Origin of the sequence: Paenibacillus sp. FSL H7-0943 (assembly GCF_037963265.1) — a bacterium.
Taxonomy (GTDB): Bacteria; Bacillota; Bacilli; order Paenibacillales; family Paenibacillaceae; genus Paenibacillus_AQ; species Paenibacillus_AQ odorifer.
Window position 1 is genome coordinate 4,936,445 of the sequence record NZ_CP150148.1, and the last position, 17,999, is coordinate 4,954,443.

The 17,999-nt window shown below is 44.3% G+C and carries 16 protein-coding genes; 4 read left to right on the forward strand and 12 right to left on the reverse strand.

Annotation, left to right across the window (positions count from 1 at the left end; genetic code table 11):
* Nucleotides 1-25: 25 nt before the first annotated feature.
* Nucleotides 26-2,308 carry a glycosyl hydrolase family 65 protein gene (locus tag NSQ55_RS21695; protein WP_339169049.1) on the reverse strand — a complete coding sequence of 761 codons (2,283 nt, stop codon included), beginning with the start codon at nucleotides 2,306-2,308 and terminating at the stop codon, nucleotides 26-28.
* A complete protein-coding gene (locus NSQ55_RS21700; protein WP_076184184.1) occupies nucleotides 2,305-4,611 on the reverse strand; it encodes a glycosyl hydrolase family 65 protein in 2,307 nt (768 codons plus the stop codon). The genes NSQ55_RS21695 and NSQ55_RS21700 overlap by 4 nt, the downstream gene beginning before the upstream one ends.
* A gap of 422 nt (nucleotides 4,612-5,033) precedes the next feature.
* Between NSQ55_RS21700 and NSQ55_RS21705 the strand changes: the two genes are divergently transcribed.
* Nucleotides 5,034-5,759, forward strand: a complete 726-nt coding sequence (locus NSQ55_RS21705) for a Crp/Fnr family transcriptional regulator (RefSeq protein WP_036682945.1) — start codon at nucleotides 5,034-5,036, stop codon at nucleotides 5,757-5,759.
* 179 nt (nucleotides 5,760-5,938) lie between these two features.
* Here the strand turns inward: NSQ55_RS21705 and NSQ55_RS21710 are convergent, their stop codons facing one another.
* The 9 genes from NSQ55_RS21710 to NSQ55_RS21750 all read right to left on the reverse strand — a co-directional run bounded on the left by NSQ55_RS21710 (nucleotide 5,939) and on the right by NSQ55_RS21750 (nucleotide 14,306).
* The gene (locus NSQ55_RS21710) at nucleotides 5,939-6,730 is read right to left on the reverse strand and encodes a formate/nitrite transporter family protein (RefSeq protein WP_076130683.1); all 792 of its coding nucleotides are present in this window, start codon (nucleotides 6,728-6,730) and stop codon (nucleotides 5,939-5,941) included.
* A gap of 52 nt (nucleotides 6,731-6,782) precedes the next feature.
* Entirely contained in the window at nucleotides 6,783-7,103 is a 321-nt protein-coding gene (gene nirD, locus NSQ55_RS21715; RefSeq protein ID WP_076130684.1) for a nitrite reductase small subunit NirD, read from the reverse strand.
* 32 nt (nucleotides 7,104-7,135) lie between these two features.
* Nucleotides 7,136-9,559, reverse strand: a complete 2,424-nt coding sequence (nirB, locus tag NSQ55_RS21720; RefSeq protein WP_339169056.1) for a nitrite reductase large subunit NirB — start codon at nucleotides 9,557-9,559, stop codon at nucleotides 7,136-7,138.
* A gap of 231 nt (nucleotides 9,560-9,790) precedes the next feature.
* A complete protein-coding gene (locus NSQ55_RS21725) occupies nucleotides 9,791-10,501 on the reverse strand; it encodes a hypothetical protein (RefSeq protein WP_076130686.1) in 711 nt (236 codons plus the stop codon).
* A 150-nt stretch (nucleotides 10,502-10,651) separates the two neighbouring features.
* Nucleotides 10,652-11,347: an iron-sulfur cluster repair di-iron protein gene (ric, locus tag NSQ55_RS21730; protein WP_339174572.1), complete on the reverse strand. Its 696-nt coding sequence runs from the start codon at nucleotides 11,345-11,347 to the stop codon at nucleotides 10,652-10,654.
* A 297-nt stretch (nucleotides 11,348-11,644) separates the two neighbouring features.
* Complete coding sequence (locus NSQ55_RS21735) at nucleotides 11,645-12,370, reverse strand: hypothetical protein (RefSeq protein ID WP_076130692.1); 726 nt, start codon at nucleotides 12,368-12,370, stop codon at nucleotides 11,645-11,647.
* A 211-nt stretch (nucleotides 12,371-12,581) separates the two neighbouring features.
* The gene (locus NSQ55_RS21740) at nucleotides 12,582-12,899 is read right to left on the reverse strand and encodes a helix-turn-helix domain-containing protein (RefSeq protein WP_036682958.1); all 318 of its coding nucleotides are present in this window, start codon (nucleotides 12,897-12,899) and stop codon (nucleotides 12,582-12,584) included.
* Nucleotides 12,900-13,023: 124 nt separating this feature from the next.
* On the reverse strand, nucleotides 13,024-13,347 hold the full coding sequence (locus NSQ55_RS21745; RefSeq protein ID WP_339169060.1) for a hypothetical protein: 324 nt from the start codon (nucleotides 13,345-13,347) through the stop codon (nucleotides 13,024-13,026).
* A 23-nt stretch (nucleotides 13,348-13,370) separates the two neighbouring features.
* Nucleotides 13,371-14,306 (reverse strand): Gfo/Idh/MocA family oxidoreductase, encoded by a 936-nt coding sequence (locus tag NSQ55_RS21750; protein ID WP_339169061.1) that lies wholly within the window; start codon nucleotides 14,304-14,306, stop codon nucleotides 13,371-13,373.
* Nucleotides 14,307-14,469: 163 nt separating this feature from the next.
* On the opposite strand from NSQ55_RS21750, the gene NSQ55_RS21755 reads away from it, so the two are divergent.
* A complete protein-coding gene (locus NSQ55_RS21755) occupies nucleotides 14,470-15,090 on the forward strand; it encodes a VTT domain-containing protein (protein WP_076184190.1) in 621 nt (206 codons plus the stop codon).
* A 98-nt stretch (nucleotides 15,091-15,188) separates the two neighbouring features.
* Nucleotides 15,189-16,175: a peptide-methionine (S)-S-oxide reductase MsrA gene (msrA, locus tag NSQ55_RS21760; RefSeq protein WP_038572566.1), complete on the forward strand. Its 987-nt coding sequence runs from the start codon at nucleotides 15,189-15,191 to the stop codon at nucleotides 16,173-16,175.
* A gap of 97 nt (nucleotides 16,176-16,272) precedes the next feature.
* Here the strand turns inward: msrA and NSQ55_RS21765 are convergent, their stop codons facing one another.
* Nucleotides 16,273-17,388: a DUF4349 domain-containing protein gene (locus NSQ55_RS21765; protein WP_175619032.1), complete on the reverse strand. Its 1,116-nt coding sequence runs from the start codon at nucleotides 17,386-17,388 to the stop codon at nucleotides 16,273-16,275.
* 428 nt (nucleotides 17,389-17,816) lie between these two features.
* Here NSQ55_RS21765 and NSQ55_RS21770 point away from each other — a divergent pair, with 428 nt between their 5' ends.
* On the forward strand, nucleotides 17,817-17,969 hold the full coding sequence (locus NSQ55_RS21770; RefSeq protein ID WP_076098619.1) for a DUF1540 domain-containing protein: 153 nt from the start codon (nucleotides 17,817-17,819) through the stop codon (nucleotides 17,967-17,969).
* Nucleotides 17,970-17,999 lie beyond the last annotated feature (30 nt).

Below are 17,999 nucleotides of genomic sequence, written 5' to 3' on the forward strand. Positions count from 1 at the left end.
CTTCCTCTCCGTTGTGTATTAATATTTATAATCCCGTTTCGTCAAAGGCCAGTCGAAGGATCTCACCTGCAGAGCAGGACTTGCCTTCTCCGCCTTGCACCGAGAATACCAAGTCTCCACTGTAATCAGCAGCTGTGATCACAGTGACTTCATCCTTACTGATCCGCAGTTGGATGGTGTCGCCGCGCAGGGTAACCGGAAGCTGAACGGACTGCCAATGTTGCGGCAGAGATGGATTGATGTGCACAACCCCTCCTTCGTAGTCCAACCCAGCGAAGCCAAGAACCGCCGCCATCCAAGCACCACCATTCGCAGCCGGATGAGTCCCTCCGATGTAGAGATCCCCTACATATTGCTTAGATTCGCCGGTGAGATCGACGGTAGCCGTACGCATAAAATACGGATAGCCCCAATCCGGTGAACCAATATCAGCAGCTACCAAAGCGTAGATACAAGGGCTTAAGCTTGATCCGTGTTCCGTACGCGGTTGGTAAAATTCCCAGTTCGCTTGTTTCACTTCCTTGCTAAAGGAGTGCTTGAACAAATTCAGCATCAACACAACGTCTGCTTGTTTAAGTATGGTTGTGGTGGTAGCTAAGCCATTGCCGCCGCCAAAATACTCATTTTTATTAAGCACACGTGATTTCAGTTCTGTTAGTTTTACATCCTCCAAGGTGAGGTACCGGTCGAATTGTTCAATAACAAGACTGGCAGGATCAGGCTGTGGAACGTAAAAGCTATCCAGCATCGTTTTGAACTCCTTCAGGAATGGCCCTGAGCTAAACTGAGCGGACAATTGACTGTAGTCCTCAGGATACTTCTCTTGCAGCAAGGCTGCCGTACGCAAGGCATTCTCAAGCGTCTCTTTAACCAGTGCATTCGTAAAAGCATTATTGTTCACACGCTCATGATATTCATCCGGACCTGTAACATCCAGAATCTCAAACCGCTGTTTAACCGAATTATAGTAAGCGTAAGAGTAGAAAAAGCGAGCGCATTCCCAGATCACCTCTGCTCCTCCACTAGTAAGCAGACTTTCATCCCCTGTGAATTGAACATATTTCCAGATCCCATGCACAACGTCACCACTGATATGAACCTGCTTATCGCGGAAATAGGTGCGCATCGGCCGGCCTGTAAATACATCATTCACATTAAACAAAGTACAGGCATCGTCTCCCGTATCCTGACTTTCCCAAGCATAAAATGCGCCCAAAAATCCATATTCCGCGGCCTTACGGCGAGCACCATCCAATGTATGAATCCGGTACATCATCAAGTTCCGCGCTACCTTAGGATCACTGTGCAGGAAAAACGGCAACATAAACATTTCCGTATCCCAGAATACAGCTCCCTTATATACCTGACCCGATAATCCCCGGGCTGGAATAGACACCTTCTCCGAAACTGTAGGCGCAATGATTAACAGCTGATAGATACTATATCTCAAGGCAAATTGGGCAGCTTCATCACCTTCGATGATTACATCACTGTGTGACCATCTCTCATCCCATATCAGACGGTGAGACTTAAATAACGCCTCATAACCCAGCGCCTCAGCAGCATGGACAGATTTAACAGCTTCCGTCTCCGGCTGATCAGCATCAAGTCCAGTATAGACTGCTACATACTTAAACCATTCATACGTCTCACCCGCACGGGCATCAAAAGAAATCCGGCGAACAGCAGCACCATCTTCCAGTAGCTCCTCACCAAAACTGAATACCGCCCTCTCCGCCACAACCACCGGGATCTTCAATTCTCCGCTAACAGATGAAGAGATCAGTACCTCGTCCTTCAATTGCACCGTTTGTCCGTAGAGATGAGGCCCATTGATATCCCACACATCTACGTCAATTCCCGTCTCAATGGCTACACGGCAGTCATGTGTGCTGCGAATAGAGTATTTACTAACGAGCAAGTGAAGATTATCCAGGCTTACGAAACGATCTGCGGTAAACGTCAACGTCCCGCCGTCAGATACAGCAAATTCAGTGCTCCGATGATGAATGGCATTTCGGATATTTAGCTCCTGAGTATGAGCGACCGGTTCACGGTCAAGCACACTTAAGAGCTGATCATTACAGAAAATTTTGGTCAACAATCCATTAGGGGCATTAACGGGTTCTCTCCATTTGTCTCCTGCTCTGTCATATAGACCTGCGAGGGTGACAGCTACTAGCTCGGTTTTGCTGAATTCCTCCAGTGTGCCACGATATCCCATGTAGCCATTGCCTAGCATATATTTGTTACCGTTTGTCGTCACCAGCTGTTTATCAAAACAACTATCCTTTACGGTCCAATTCATCCTGCCAGCATCCCTTCGCCTAGCGGAAGCGTCTTCCCGGAAGCATCCACTGTAATCGACTGTCCGTACACTATAATTTCGGTACTTCCACCATTAACCGCAGTGATTGTTACTGAATTTTTGTCGACCACAATTCTCAGAAGCACTCCTTCATACAACACTTGGAAGCTATATTCATCCCAGCGTTCTGGCAGGGTTGGCTGAAAGGACAGACGCGCTCCATCCGAACGCATTCCGCCAAAGCCGTAAACAATATTCATCCAAGCAGCAGCAATTGAGGTAGTATGCAGCCCTTCACGGGTATTGCGGTTATAGTTGTCTAAATCCAGTCGAGTAGCAAATTCAAAAAACGAATATGCTTCCTCGGGTTTGCCGATTTCACTTGCCAAAATGGAGTGGATCGAAGGTGACAGCGAAGACTCATGAATACATCTAGGCTCGTAGTATTCATAGTTCGCCAGCTTCGCTTCTTTAGAGAATTGTCCGCTGTACAAGAACATAAACATAAGTACATCCGGCTGCTTAATCATGTCATAGCGATACAAACGATCATATGACCAGTTCGAATATAATGGGAATTCTGTTACCGGAATCGAATGAATATCAATATGTGGCATATCGAAGAACCCATCATGCTCTTCATAAACTCCTGTCACTTCGTCAACCGGAATCCGCATATGCTGCGCCTTATTTTCCCAATCGGTGAGTTCCTCGTCATGAAGTTCTGTTTTCTCTACCACAGCTGCAAAAGCAGCAGGAGCTTGTTCTTTCATCTCCCGAAGAGTCTCTAGGGTGTATTCAAAAGATTGTTGAGCCATCAGATTAATGTAACAGTTGTTATTGACCATCAATTGGAACTCATCAGGACCCATTACGCCAAAATAACCATATTCCCCGCTGCGTTGCCCCCATTGACCACGTGTAGCATAGAATCTGCTGATCTGAATCAGCATCTCAGCCCCTTTACTATGCAGGAAGCTTTTATCACCTGTATTTTTGACATAATGCCAAATGCCATAAGAAACAGCAGTCCCTACATGAAGCTGAAGATTAGAGTGCTGCCAGAGATCACAGCTTTCTGTTCCATCTATAGTAGCAATAGGATAGCAGGCTCCCTCACAATCCACTTCTTTAGCGCGCTGCATAGCCTGTGGCAATGTTTTATATCTGAATTCCAATAAGCTCCGGGCAGCTTTTGGATTATTGAACATATAGAACGGTAAGCAATAGGATTCTGTATCCCAAAAAGCCAACCCACGATATACTTCCCCCGTCAGCCCTTTGGCGCCAATATTAAAACCGGGATGGTCGCCATGATAGGTCTGATAAAGCTGAAAGATACAGAAACGAATACCCTGTTGATTCTCAGGATCGCCCTCAATTCGGATATCACTTGTCTCCCAGATGCCCTTCCAATAAGCTGTCTGATCAGCGATTATTTGAGTATCCGTCAATTGGCTTGCGGTTTCAGCAAGAGACAGACCTTTGCTCCACAGCTCTTCAGCTGTATGGGCAGAATCACTATCCGAATAGTTCATAACCAGTTTGGTAAAATAGGAGACTTCTCCTTTCGTAAGGTTGAGGGTGAAATTTTGTCCAATAAACTTATCACTCTCAGTAGCAGTGAGCTGTAACGGCTGCGAGGATTGTAAGGTAAAGCTTGAGAACAGCTTATTCCCAGTATTCACTGTACTCGCCATAATAGCAGAGGACGCTCCACTTACTCCGCTGCGGAGATTGTTCCACATACATTCGCCGCGTTCTTCATGAATAATGCCGAAATCAAGACCTGCACAAATGTCCACGCTCCCCGAGAAATTAAGGGGTTCAAATTCCACCCGCTGCAACCCCAAATGAGACATAGTCATACTGACCAGACGTGTAAAGACTACTTTTAGCGACTTGCCATCGTTTAGATGCCAGACTAGCTCTCTCCGATACGTACCCTTACGAAGATCCAACCTACGCACATAATCCGTTACGTTACTTTTTGCTAAATCAAGCTGTTCACCATCTACAGATAGACGTGTATACAGCCAGTCCACTGCATTCACCATATATCTCAGCGAGCGAATAATCCCTTTGTAGTGATTGCCAATATCCAATTGTTCATTTAATCCATTAAAATAACTTCCTTGCAGGGTGTCACCTGAATACCCTTCCTCTGCATATCCCCGTACACCCATATATTCATTACCCAATGAAAAAATAGATTCCGAAGTCCGATTTCGCTCTGGATCAAAGCCCTCTTCAATAATTGCCCACGGATCAACCTTAAGATATTTGTCTGCTACTTTTGCCATATATGATTTCTCCTTCTCCTGATTTTTGCTCCAATTTCAGGATATCGCTGCATAGCAGTAGAGCCAATGTCCGACCGTAATGAAGATGTGTGCATTTATACGGAGTTGAGATAGAACTAATTTCTTGAACATGAATTTCAACTGTGTTATATGTTACAATCTAACGGGGACGCAAAAAAACAGCGATTAACCCAGTATTTGAGAATAATGGATAGCCGCTGTTCATATATCATAAACGTGAGATCACTTACTCTTTTTTAGTTAAAAAGAATATTACATCGAACACTTTAGAAGTGAAATTTATCACAATGTTGAAAATTCGACACTTTTAAACGATTTTTTATAACCAATTCGAGGGATTTTCAAGGTATAATTAATTTAAAATTTACTGAAAAACTGAGGGAATAAAGGGGATGTCGATTATGCTAAAAGAACATTACAATGTTATCGAAGCCCACGGAAATACAAACTGTTTCTCCGAACAGAATTTCAACAGACTTCTAGTTACAATGAAAGAGCGCATAGTTCCAGAGGGTTCACATCTATTCTGGGAAGGCGACTACTCGGATAAATTGTTTTATATCAAACGTGGACGTGTGAAATTAACTAAATCTACTGATGAAGGTAAAGAACTCATTCTTTATATGTATCAAGCTGGTGATATGGTAGGTCAAGCAGATCCATTCTTCAGCACTAAGCATAGCTTTACAGCCGAAGTGATTGAAGAAAGTGAAGTTGGCGTCATCGAACAAAAGGATCTAGAAATTCTCATCTGCCAACATTGTGACTTTGCTATCGACTTTATGAAATGGATGGGTATTCATCACCGTCTCACCCAAACTAAATTCCGTGATCTAATGATGTACGGCAAACCAGGTGCACTCTGCTCCACGCTCATTCGTCTTGGCAACACCTACGGTGAGAAGAGCAGCGATGGTGAGAATATCCTTATCAACAAAAAAATTACGCATACAGATTTGTCCAACATGATCGGTGCCACTCGTGAAAGTGTTAACCGGATGCTGAGCGATCTGCGTAAAAAAGATGCTGTTGAGTATGAGAACGGTATGATTGTCATCAAGGACCTTGGCATGCTGCAAGAAATTTGCCACTGCGAATTGTGTCCGAACGAAATCTGCCGGATCTAATTCCGTTATAATATACCCTCTATTCACCTCAATGAAACATACATGACCCAATTATTCTGCATAATATAAAATAGAGTGGTCCAAGGCGCCTAATGCAGGTGTCTTTTTTTTATATTCAACAAAAAAAGAGCTAAACCCAAGATCGGTTCAGCTCTAATATAGTTAATTAAAAATGGATCTTAACGGTTGTTGCGAGCACCACGCACTGGTGAGATCACCCAATAGGCCATACCGACGAATACGCCTCCACCAATGATATTCCCCAAAGTTACAGGGATCATATTATGCAGCCATCCAGCTATCGTAATGGTTTCCGGATGATTTGGAAGCAACACAGCAACACTAAGCAGAGTCATATTAGCCACACTATGCTCATATCCACTTGCGATAAAGGCAAACAGACACCACCAGATTAAGATTAGCTTAGCAGATTCACTTTTAGCGCGTGAGGACATCCATAGCGCTAAACAGACCAGCCAATTACACAGGATTCCACGAAAAAACAGCTCGGAGAACGGGAGACTCATTTTTTTAGCAGCGGCTGTAAAAATCAAATGCTCCGGCGGCGCAGCACTGAACAACCCAGTCCCACGAATTAAAAGTGCTAAAATCACTGCACCTACCACATTCCCGATAAATACAAGAATCCAGTTCTTAACGGTATCCCAGATACTGGTTCTGCCTGCCAGTGTACTTACAGTAAAAAACATATTATTCCCGGTAAACAGCTCTGAGCCTGCAAATACTACAAGCGTCAGTGCGATGCCGAAGGATGTGCCCATAATAAGCGGTTGGAAAGGAGATTTGGCAGCCGCTAACGGTGCTCCTAGGGAGAAAATAAGGATAATCCCAATACCTACATAAGCACCTGCCAATAGGGCTGCTAGAAAATATCTTGGCAAGCTTTCATTCATTTTGTCCCGCTTACTGACTGCCGTCTCTACGATGCTCTCCACACTTTGCGTAAACATAATACTCCACCCCACCGTTTTCTATTAAATCTATTACTACACTCTTCGGTGTCTACACGCTCACTGTAACTTTCTCTCCGTCCAGTGTGACTGGATAAGTCACCACACTACCTTGGTCTGGTGCCTGCACCTCACCCGTGCGCAGATCGATTTTCCAATCGTACAGTGGATCGTACAGATAGTGACCTGACACGATCCCTTCAGCAAGCGGGCCCCCCTTAGGATGAGGACTGCGATTCTCTACTGCATAGATGGCTCCGTCAGAGGCACGGAAAACAGCCAGTTCAACATTTCCAGCAATCACTACGCGGCCAATTTGCAGCAGGAAATCCTGTACTGATCCTATTGCATACGTTTGTGTGGTCTTATTCATTGGTCTCTCCCCTTCTGTGTGCGTTATATCCGCTAGACTCTTGATTCTTCAAAAAGCGCAGTACGAGTGCTGCTGTCATTGAGCATTTTTTTCCAAGGATCCGTAACCTGAGTCAGAGCAAAGTCAATCCGTGCGGCCAGCTCTTTGCGGTTATCTTCATTATTCAAAATGACCATTTGAATCTGCTCAAGTCCCATACGCTCAACCCACTCGGAGGTTCTCTCCAAATAATTGCCGGTCTCACGGTAATATTGCATCACAGCGGAGCACACTTCGATCAACTCTTCATCGGTCTTTATTTTGCAGAAGGAGTCAGCGATCCGTGGCTTGATCCCACCGTTACCACCGATAAACACTTCCCAACCGCCATCATTACCGACGATGCCAATATCCTTCGTACAGGATTCCGCACAGTTACGCGGGCAGCCGTTGACAGCTATTTTAAACTTGGCAGGAAAATCAAGACGTTCATACTTACGTTCTATGAGCGCGCCCATTCCCAGCGAATCCTGTGTGCCGAAACGGCAGAACTGTGAACCCACACAAGTCTTAACGGTACGTAGCGACTTGGCATAACCATAACCTGATGGCATATCGAGCTCTTCCCATACTTTCGGCAGATCCTCTTTTTTCACCCCGATTAGATCCAGGCGTTGCCCACCCGTCACCTTCACAACTTTCACATCATATTTAAGGGAGACATCAGCGATTTTCTTCAAATCCTCCGGTGTCGTTACCCCGCCGTACATGCGTGGAATAACGGTATAGGTTCCGTCTTTCTGAATATTGGCTCCCATACGTTCATTAACAAAGCGTGATTCCTTCTCGTCTTGATGTGTATCGGGATTTATCATCCCCAGATAATAGTTAATCGCCGGACGGCATTTAGAGCAGCCTTCCTCTTGTTTCCAACCCAGTACATGCATAACCTCTTTAGTAGTACTAAGACCTTTAGCTGTAATCTCAGCAACAATCTCATCCCGGCTAAGCGTTGTGCAGCTACAAATTCCTTGCTTGGCAGACTGCTCAAAACTATCACCCAGGACAAATTGTAAAATTTGTTCTACAACCGGTTTACAACCTCCGCAAGAGCGCGTCGCTCCTGTACATGCTTTTATTTCGTCCACAGTAGTAAAACCATTTTCTATGACCGCATCCACAATCGCTTTTTTCGTAACCCCGTTACAGCCACAAACGATTTCTTCGTCCGCCATCGCTTCTACGGATGTGCTCTTTTTGGCTCCACTTCCGCAGCAGCCCGTACCCATAACCTCTGTATAAATTTCATCGGTCATTACAGCGCCTTGTTTTACTAACTTTTGCAGGTTAGCCGACTCTGTCACATCCCCGAATAGGACTGCACCAACAATGACATTGTCTTTGAGCAGAATTTTCTTATAGGTTCGCTTCCATTCATCTTTGCTTGAGATTACAGTATGTTCAGGAGAATCCATAAACTCACCTGCAGAAAATACATCCACTCCGGAAATTTTTAATTTGGTGGAGACAACAGAACCTTCATATGGGTTTGTATCGCTTCCGCAGAGATGTTTAGCTAGAACCATCCCCTGCTCGAATAGCGGAGCTACTAATCCGTAACAAACTCCGCGATGTTCGGCACATTCGCCAATGGAATATACATTTTGCATAGAGGTCTGCAGATAATCGTCCACTACAATCCCACGATTAACAGCAATTCCGCTTTCTTTTGCCACAGTTATATTCGGTTTGATGCCTACAGCCATAACTACAAAATCAGCCGCAAGTGAAGTGCCATCACTAAATTGTAATCCACTTACTCTCTGTTCCCCGGTCAATTCTACTGTTTGTTTGCCCATGGCAAATTTCACGCCTTGACGCTCTAGCTCAGCTTGCAACATAGAAGAGGCATTACGATCCAGCTGGCGCTCCATTAGATCTTCCATCAGATGTACTACAGTAACGTCCATGCCAAGGTTCACAAGACCCTTTGCCGCTTCCAATCCAAGTAAACCCCCGCCGATTACCGCCGCTTTGTTGTATTGTTTAGCCGCAGCCAGCATCGCATCACAATCTGCAATATCCCGGAAACCCACTACGCCTTCCTTATCACAACCAGGTACAGGTAAAATAAATGAATTCGAACCCGTTGCAATAATCACTTTATCGTAAGAAACAGCCATACCGTTATCCGCAATTACTTGCTTGGAATGCTCGTCAATTCGTGTAACTGTTGTTGCTGTATGCAAGGTAATGTTGTTATCTTCATACCAATTCCAGTCGTTTAGGATGATATCGTTGATGGTTTTGCTGCCTTCGAGAACATAGGACAACATGATCCGATTATAATTGGGATGAGGTTCGCTTCCAAAGACCGTAATGTCATAAGCTCCACCTAGCTTCAATATTTGCTCTAGCGTACCTATGCCTGCCATACCGTTGCCGACTAATACTAATTTTTCTCTCTTCGCTGCCATGGTTAGGTGCCTCCTCAGTCTTATCCGTTCTTGTTGAACTTTGCTTCAACTTCTCTTCTACATAATGGAATTATACATTTCAAAATTTAAGAGAGATTGTGATTACAGTCACATTAAATGTGAATGTTTTCACATAAAAATAAGACAACTTTATTAGGTTATAACTTCCAATTAAAAAAGCCAGATCACGGATTCTGAGCAACCGTAGATCTGGCATTTATGTACTTTTTTTTAACGTATAGCCAATAAAATCTCCAATTCATCCTGCACTCTAAGCTTCATGTCCATTCCATTCTCAAGCAGCTGCTTCCCATTCACCTTCATCTTCCAAACTTCATTGCTAAGAGGAGTATAATCACCAATGGATAACACCTTTTTGTTGTCTTCGGTCAACTGCACCACACTGCTGTTCTTCAACAAACCTCTCACTGTTAAATCTTCAGTAAATCCCATAACATATGAATGATTCAAATTCACTTGCTCACTTCCACCATTCACGGTCAACAACACAATTTGAAGGGGTTCCTCTTGTTCCTTAGACATCGCCGTAATTACTAATTTTGATTCATGCCCGACTGTTCGACCCCAATCCTCAGGTCCAATGGTCTCCCCATCCATTTGCAGCTCCCAATTCATTCCTGGACCGAGTGAAATATTATTTACCGTTAGAATGCTTGTGTTATCCTCAGAAAAGGTGGCCTTCCCACTACCTTTCAGTAGGTCAAAGATCGTTATCCCTTTTCTGTAGCTCTCGCTAAGCTGCTTGTCCAAAGGGTTGGTAAGCAAGTCATTTCCCGCAACGATAAGCGAAAGCGTAGGCCCGTCTGATCCTGCTAAGCCATTATTCCCTTCATTATTAATGTCAGCAAGAGTGGAACACCCACCTATTATGAATACGATGACTAATCCTAGTAACAACCTCCACATATATTTCGTGGGCATAGTGACACCGCCTTGTCCCGCCTAATGACCACACAGCGTCTCAGGCTTGTAGTAAGTTATGCATACTGTCTATTTAAGAATAACGTAAATAAGCTTTGTTCTCAAATATAAAAAAAGTCCCCTAAGGGACTCTATGAAAACTCATTTTTTCTACTGGAATCTAGGGAACAATATATTATTCTCCAGATGAACATGTTCAAAAGTCATGCTCTCCAGCTCCTCTAGCCGGGCATAAGTCAAACGATAGGTTGTACAAGCATGAGCCGGTGGGGTGAAATCAGCTGTTATTTTGCGTATTTGTCTCAATATATCGCCTGCTGTGTCATGTTCACTCTCAAGGTTAACTAATGCCTCACGAAGTATGGTCAGCCCTTCTTCACTTGGATTGGCATCATACGCTAATAATTTTGGAAACTCGTCTTCCTCTTCTTTAGCTGTATGCTGAAGCAGATCTTCCTTGAGTGCATTAAACAAACTATATAACTCTTCTAAATGAGGGGAATCTCCGCCATGAACCCGGTATACCTTAGTTACATTTTGGCTAATCAGGGGCAGCTCTTCCCGCAGGTAATGGTGATGTTTACTCACGATATGCTCGATTAACTCTGCAGAAGGTGCTGTGTTCCATGCGAGTTCTTCTTGAGGTACCGGATATTCCTCGAACAGCTTGTTGAGATCACTAATGATCATCTCTTGATCTAGTCCACGCTCTACAGCTGCTTCAGCAAGAGGTTTGGCGCCTCCACAGCAGAAATCAATCCGTTTGGACTTGAAATAATCCGCAGCTTTTGGGAATTGCAGCACAATATCTTTTACCAGGGCATCTGGAGTAAATCCAGGTTGCACCGATTGCTTATGCTGTAAATCCGAAATTCTATCATTAGGTTGTTTAGTTTCCATAATAGTTCCTCCTCGGGATATGTGATCAGGTTCTGAAAAAATCTTTTCTACCTGTTCACCTTAACCCTGAAAGGAGTTTTGACTTGTGATTGTACTCACGAAAATTGTATCTCTTTGTTGAACGAAAAAGGTCAATTATGGAGATAAATCCCCACAATTGACCTGTCCTTTGTTTACCACACGGGCATCAATAATGTTATTTGTCTTACATTTATCTATTTGGTCACACCAAATCTGTATCTTCTATTGAACATAAGCCTGCATATACGTTCGCTTACCCTTTGCGTCCTTCAAATAAGGTCCTAAGCCAGCAAAGCGGGAGTGATCCATATAAACACCAGTCATCCATCTGCCTTCTGTTAGGCCTCCGTTCCATTTGAGGACAAGGTCAGGGGCGGATATCCATTCCTGATAAATCTGTATATTCTGATCTTTGTACTCTTTACAAGGCTTAGACTGCTCCAGAAGACGTAGATCATTAAGGTAAGTTGGCACGAAATAAGAGGATATCGTATGCAAATCATCTTCATCAAAAAAGGGCTCATCCCCTAAAAAGGGTTTGAATAATACGGTATTCTCGTACATGGACCAAATTAGGGCTTGTAGCACCATGCTTTGGCGAATGCCATTATGGAACTTATATTGTCGTTGATTACTCGCCACATTCACTTCTTGAAGAGGTTCCGTCGACTCCAGACAATGCCGTTCACAGCCGATACATTTCCAGCCAGAAGGACTTTGAATCCATTTTTGAAAAATAGTCCCGCTATCATTGTTGCCTTTGTAGAGTGAAGAGATAATGCTGTAAGGCACGCCAATCCACGCATCCCATAAGGAATCTGGAAGATGGCTATGCAGCATGAACAACGTCTTGTCATAGATGAGCTGTACTTTGATCGAAGCGTTCTCCAGCTCAGCAACATCCTTTTTTCCATACGTTATTTCCCGGGAAAACAGGGTGGTCTTCATCTCCCTCGCCTCCTAATAGTTTTGCTATGCCTGTACTCCAGCTGAGTAGATTTGAGCAAAAACCAATATTGCAAGCGTTTCCATGCAAGGAACATACAACGTTTTTTCTATTATATTACAGATTTTTTCGATCTGTGCAAGGTTTTTATTTAAAAATTGAAAAGCCCTCCTCCGTTCTTCAGGAAAAAGGGCCACAACACGACTTTGATTTCTACTCTACCCAGCTCTCAGCCCAAGACTGAATCTGCTGCATAACAGGCTCCAGCGCACGGCCTTTGTCTGTTAGTTCATATTCAATACGCACAGGTGTTTCCGGGTATACATGTCTAACCAGAATACCCTCACCTTCCAAATCCTTCATCCGCTCGGACAGCATCTTATCGCTCATTGAAGGAATGAGGCCGGAAATATCTTTAAACCGCTTCGGTCCACTCATCAATGTCTGAATAATAAGTCCATTCCAACGTTTGCCTAAGAAAGAGAAGGCTGTCTCAAATCTGGGACACATCGAAATTTGATGTTCTTCCATTGTTCTCACCTCTCACTAGCGAAACTTACTATTAGTTAGTATATATAATATTAACACATTTCATCCCTGATGAACATCGTTTACTAAAAAAAGTTCATCTGACATTATCATTATATCCTCGTTGTCAATCCCCTGTATGTGCTTTAGATTCCCTTTTAGCGATCGCTTCTGTCACGATTTGCGCCAAGTCATCATTTCCGAATAAGGAGAGTACGCCCAGAACTGTGTCATCGGAAATATCCCCTGCTTCCTCCGCAGAAACCGTTAGGGCAAGCGCTTTTCGCAAGGCTTCATTCCCTTCTTGCTGTGGATAAGCCTGTAAATATAAACTGTGCGGGTCGAGTCCTTGATTCACGCACCACTGGGCGAATACAAGGATCATCATCTCTTCCTCACGCTTATAGCTTTCGATGATTTGTTCCTCCACTAATTTACGGTTGTCTTCCATATTTTACTCCTTTCTTAGAGACCTCATTCAGCAAGCTGAGCTGCCAATCTATGACTAGGCAGAACTGCTGAAGCAGCAATACTGCATAACTCTGGTGTATTTATATTGTTCAGGAAATGATCTACCACTCCACCAAAACCTCTTCTATCCAGCACCGTATCCCAGCTTCCAAAGCTCTGGGTCCGTGGCAAAGCATTTTTTTCATATAGGATGGCTTGGTCCAGATCTGCCACTTCCACCGAACGTCCATTACCGTGCAGCTCCAGCTTCTCCAAATCAACACCCGCCTCACGAAGCATGCTATACATCCCCACTGAGCCTTGCTCCCAACCCAGCATTCCAGATACCTGCACAAGTCGCCCCTCTCCATTGGATTGAAGATTACTGCGAAGCAGCTCATACTGATCTCCACATAACCATAACAGCAGATCAAGCATATGAATCAAGTCGTCATGCACAGTCTCACGGCTGCTGCCTAACTGCAGCTTCGTGCGATGTTTAATCGCGTGGCAATGGCTAATGCCTCCGGCTTCCTCGAGCCAACTCTTGGCAGTGACATACATTGGGGCAAAACGCCGATTAAAGCCCACGCCTAGCAGCAGCCCTTTATTTTCTGCCAGCTCTGCCATCCTTCTGGATTCTTCTAGATCATAGGACAGCGGCTTATCTACATACGCCGAAATCCCATGCTCGAGACATTTTGTTACTATATCATAATGGGTCGTCGTTGGGCTATGCACAAATACTGCATCCAGATCCCAAGACAACAGCTCGTCCAAATTTGTCGTACCTTTAGGAAAACGGTAGGCTTTAACAGCTTGCTCTACTGTTGTGGATGAGTGACTGAGAACCCCCACTACCTCAACTTGTCCATGCTGAGAGAGCAGTGGCAAATATACTTTGCGGGCGATATTGCCAATCCCGATGATGGCGACTCTTTTGCGTGCAGAAACGATCACTGATCTAACTCCCCTCTTTATAATTCAAGAATTTATCTCTCTCTTTGTTCTCTATAAATGCTATTATACCTGCTTGGCGTTCGCCGACAATGATCTTCACTTCAATATTTACTTTTTATCCCGTATGATGAGATGAATGAGTGGAAGAAAGGGTATATTAGCTATGAGAAAATGGTTCTCGATTATTCTTTATGTTTCGGGCACAATCCTTGCGTTTATCTACAGATATGACATCCTTAGCTGGATGAAAGAGGATCATAATCTTTTCAGCTCTATAGGGATCGCAACTTTACTGGCTCTCTTTCCAGTTGTACCGTACAAAGCGGTCATCGGATTTTTTGGTTATGCATACGGAAGTTTGGCAGGTGCTTTAATTTGCTGGGTAGCTACAACCCTTGCTGCCGCATTCCTTTTCGGCGTAGTGAAGTTCTTATTTCAAGATCAAGCGAGAGCTTATCTGACTTCTATTCCCCTACTCGAAAAATTCACAAAAGGCATAGAACGGCGGCCCTTTGCTTCTATTGTCTTAGCACGTCTCTTGCCGATTATCCCGCAGACAGCAGTTAACATCTATGCCGGAGCAGCCGGACTGCCCTTCTGGAGTTATCTTGCTGCCTCAGCTATTGGAAAAATCCCAGGCATCGCCTTGTATGCCTTCCTTGGGGATCAACTATTCCAGAACCCTGGAAATGCGATTATAGCCATCATTGTTTATGCCATTGTGCTTATTATAGCCGGACTAAGCTTTCGTTACAGTTCACAGGAAGTAAAAAACACTAGGTAACAGAGAGCTTATTTGGCGTAAGCTGGCAGGCTGTGGTTATTTGCTTTATAATTAGATTGTGATCTATTTAATTGCATTACATGAATGGAGGGATATTAATGAGTGAACATCAGACTAACCATATAAATTCCAAGGCGGAAAAAGCAACCTTTGCAGGTGGATGCTTCTGGTGCATGGTCTCGCCGTTCGAGGAATTGCCAGGCATTATTAGTGTCGTCTCCGGCTATACTGGCGGGCATACAGTGAATCCTACCTATGAAGAGGTATGCTCCGAAACTACAGGACATGTTGAAGCCGTACAAATTACGTTCAATCCAGAAATTTTCCCTTATAGCAAGCTGCTTGAGTTATTCTGGCAGCAAATTGACCCAACCGATGCGGGTGGACAATTCCATGATCGCGGCACCTCTTACGGAACGGCTATCTTCACCCATTCTGAAGAACAGAAGCAACAAGCAGAGGCTTCCAAGGCAGCTTTGCAAGAAAGCGGCCGATTCGCTAGCCCGATTGTTACCCCGATTCTCCCGGCAGCAACCTTCTATCCTGCCGAAGAATATCATCAGGGCTACCATCGTAAGAACCCGGGTCACTACAAACGTTACCGTAAGGGTTCCGGCCGAGAGGATTTTATCGAAACCCACTGGACACATAAAGAAGACAAACTAAGCTTAAAAGAACGTCTGACGCCACTTCAATATGAAGTCACTCAGAATAGCGCTACAGAGTCACCTTTCCGAAATGATTTTTGGGATCACCACGGAGAAGGCATTTATGTAGATATCGTATCTGGTGAAGCATTATTCAGTTCGCAGGATAAATACGATTCCGGTTGTGGCTGGCCCAGCTTTACACGTCCGATTCGCGATTACGCCGTGAAGGAAAAGACGGACCTCAGCCATTTGATGGTTCGCACAGAAGTGCGCAGCAAAGTAGCAGATTCCCATCTAGGTCATGTCTTCGACGATGGTCCAGGGGAAAACGGCCTGCGCTACTGCATTAATTCAGCGGCATTGCGGTTTATACCAAAAGAGGATCTGGAGAAAGAGGGCTATGGCGAGTATCGTGTACTCTTCCAGCCTGCCTAATCTTCGATAAAAGCGAAATACTGTACTGTCTTACAGAAAAGAAAAGCCTCCAATTCACGGTATACCATGAATTGGAGGCTTTTTAATTCATAGAAGCTTATTCTTTATTCTCGTCCTCGTTAGCTTTCTTATCCTTTATTGAGGTTGTCACCTTTGGCTCTGCTGGTCCAGGGAGTACCTCCTTGTTCAGTTCCCGATTTTCCTGCCGTATCCGCTGGGTCTGCTGCTCCCGTCGTGCACGGATATTTTTGCGGGCAAACCAAACGATGGCTAAAATAATGCCCGCACCGATTAGAATCGGCAATGCGCCTGCAAGAATTACAAAAATCCACTGAAACATAACAGATAGTGCGTTCAGGCTTCCTTTTAAAGCATCCGATGCCCGTTCTAGCAATGGACCTTGCTCTGCCTTTTCCTTCACGGCTAAGCTCTCATCCGTCTGGTACACTCTAAGCTCTACCGTTGAAAAGGATACGTTCTGATCTATATATCGCATTCTGCCTTTGATCTGCTCAATCGTTTCTTGAATCGAACCAAGCTCGTTTGCAAAGGCGACCAGATCACTTGATTTCGTTGCTTTTTTCATAAACTCTGTGTATTGAGCTTCCATTAACTGCTTTGCCTTTAGACGCGACTCCAGATCAACATACTCCTCCGAGACATCCTGACCTTGAATACTGCGCTGTAGCGATTCGTGTTTTACTTTTTCCAAATTATTCAGAAAAGGAGAGAACCCGGAGGCAGGCACCTTAAGGATAAACGTCCCTCCTTGCTCATATTGCGACATGTTTTCGTTAAACTCTATAATATATCCTTTAGCCATCGTTACCATGTTGCGGATTTCAGTCTGAGCTTTACCGTAATCTTCTACTTCCATAGTCAGATTGGCATGATAGATTAGCTTCTTGTTCAACCCTTCCACGACATCACTGCCCGTGAATCCCGCGTTCCCTTGATCCGTGTTCTCTGATGTCAAACCTTTTTCAACTGGGGCTTCGTTGCCTCCCGCTGCTGTCTCAGCTTCTGCTGAGGTGCTCTTATCCGCTAATGTAGCTTTCGAAGATTGCTCAGTGGTTGCTGCAGCAGAATTACTCGTATTTCCGCCGTCACCAGCTAATTTGTCTGCCGCCGAATTGTTATCACCCGAGCCACAACCTGCCAATACCACCGCAAGAATTAATAAACATAAGTAATGCAGACCCCATTTGCGCATTCTCATTCCTCCAAAAGTGTAGTGGTTATCCCTAGCATTGTAACGTTACGGAATGTCATGTTCTGTACAGATCTCTTCCGTCTCTCATTTCTATAACGCCCCAAAACTTGGAAGGTTGCACTGGAATATGGAATTCCGGTAAATTTCTTTTGGTTTTTCATGTTGAATACACAAAAAGCCGCATTTCTGCGGCTCTTATTGGACATATTTTTGATGTGGGAAGGTGACCCGAAAGTTAAAGAACTCATTTGCTTACAAACTCATTATTTGGTACAATTACCACGTCTAACCTAGTAAAAAAAGCCAAATACCCTCTATTCATAATGAATGAGGGCGTGACACGGCTTTGTTGAGACAAGCTCCACCTTGCTGAACAGAGCCGTTCATTGAATGATACTATCAATTACTATAAGGGGAGGTGAACCCTCATGGCAAAAGACGTAGTTTGTGAAGTTAACTCCTGCACCCACTGGGCAGAAGAGAACAAATGCAGCGCTGAATCGATCTTCGTAGCTTTCCACAGCTCCCAAGAACCAAAACGCGCAGAAGAAACAGATTGCAAAACTTTCGAAAGTAAATAAGTAAATGCCTGAAGGGACCCTCCACGGTTC

Bases quoted from the DNA above. Each gene is read 5' to 3' on its own strand.
- NSQ55_RS21735 (WP_076130692.1), bottom strand. From the start codon at position 12,370: ATGAAGACCACCCTGTTTTCCCGGGAAATAACGTATGGAAAAAAGGAT.
- NSQ55_RS21700 (WP_076184184.1), bottom strand. From the start codon at position 4,611: ATGGCAAAAGTAGCAGACAAATATCTTAAGGTTGATCCGTGGGCAATT.
- nirD (WP_076130684.1), bottom strand. From the start codon at position 7,103: ATGAATAAGACCACACAAACGTATGCAATAGGATCAGTACAGGATTTC.
- nirB (WP_339169056.1), bottom strand. From the start codon at position 9,559: ATGGCAGCGAAGAGAGAAAAATTAGTATTAGTCGGCAACGGTATGGCA.
- NSQ55_RS21745 (WP_339169060.1), bottom strand. From the start codon at position 13,347: ATGGAAGACAACCGTAAATTAGTGGAGGAACAAATCATCGAAAGCTAT.
- NSQ55_RS21705 (WP_036682945.1), top strand. From the start codon at position 5,034: ATGCTAAAAGAACATTACAATGTTATCGAAGCCCACGGAAATACAAAC.
- msrA (WP_038572566.1), top strand. From the start codon at position 15,189: ATGAGTGAACATCAGACTAACCATATAAATTCCAAGGCGGAAAAAGCA.
- NSQ55_RS21770 (WP_076098619.1), top strand. From the start codon at position 17,817: ATGGCAAAAGACGTAGTTTGTGAAGTTAACTCCTGCACCCACTGGGCA.
- NSQ55_RS21710 (WP_076130683.1), bottom strand. From the start codon at position 6,730: ATGTTTACGCAAAGTGTGGAGAGCATCGTAGAGACGGCAGTCAGTAAG.
- NSQ55_RS21765 (WP_175619032.1), bottom strand. From the start codon at position 17,388: ATGCGCAAATGGGGTCTGCATTACTTATGTTTATTAATTCTTGCGGTG.
- NSQ55_RS21695 (WP_339169049.1), bottom strand. From the start codon at position 2,308: ATGAATTGGACCGTAAAGGATAGTTGTTTTGATAAACAGCTGGTGACG.
- NSQ55_RS21740 (WP_036682958.1), bottom strand. From the start codon at position 12,899: ATGGAAGAACATCAAATTTCGATGTGTCCCAGATTTGAGACAGCCTTC.
- NSQ55_RS21755 (WP_076184190.1), top strand. From the start codon at position 14,470: ATGAGAAAATGGTTCTCGATTATTCTTTATGTTTCGGGCACAATCCTT.
- NSQ55_RS21725 (WP_076130686.1), bottom strand. From the start codon at position 10,501: ATGCCCACGAAATATATGTGGAGGTTGTTACTAGGATTAGTCATCGTA.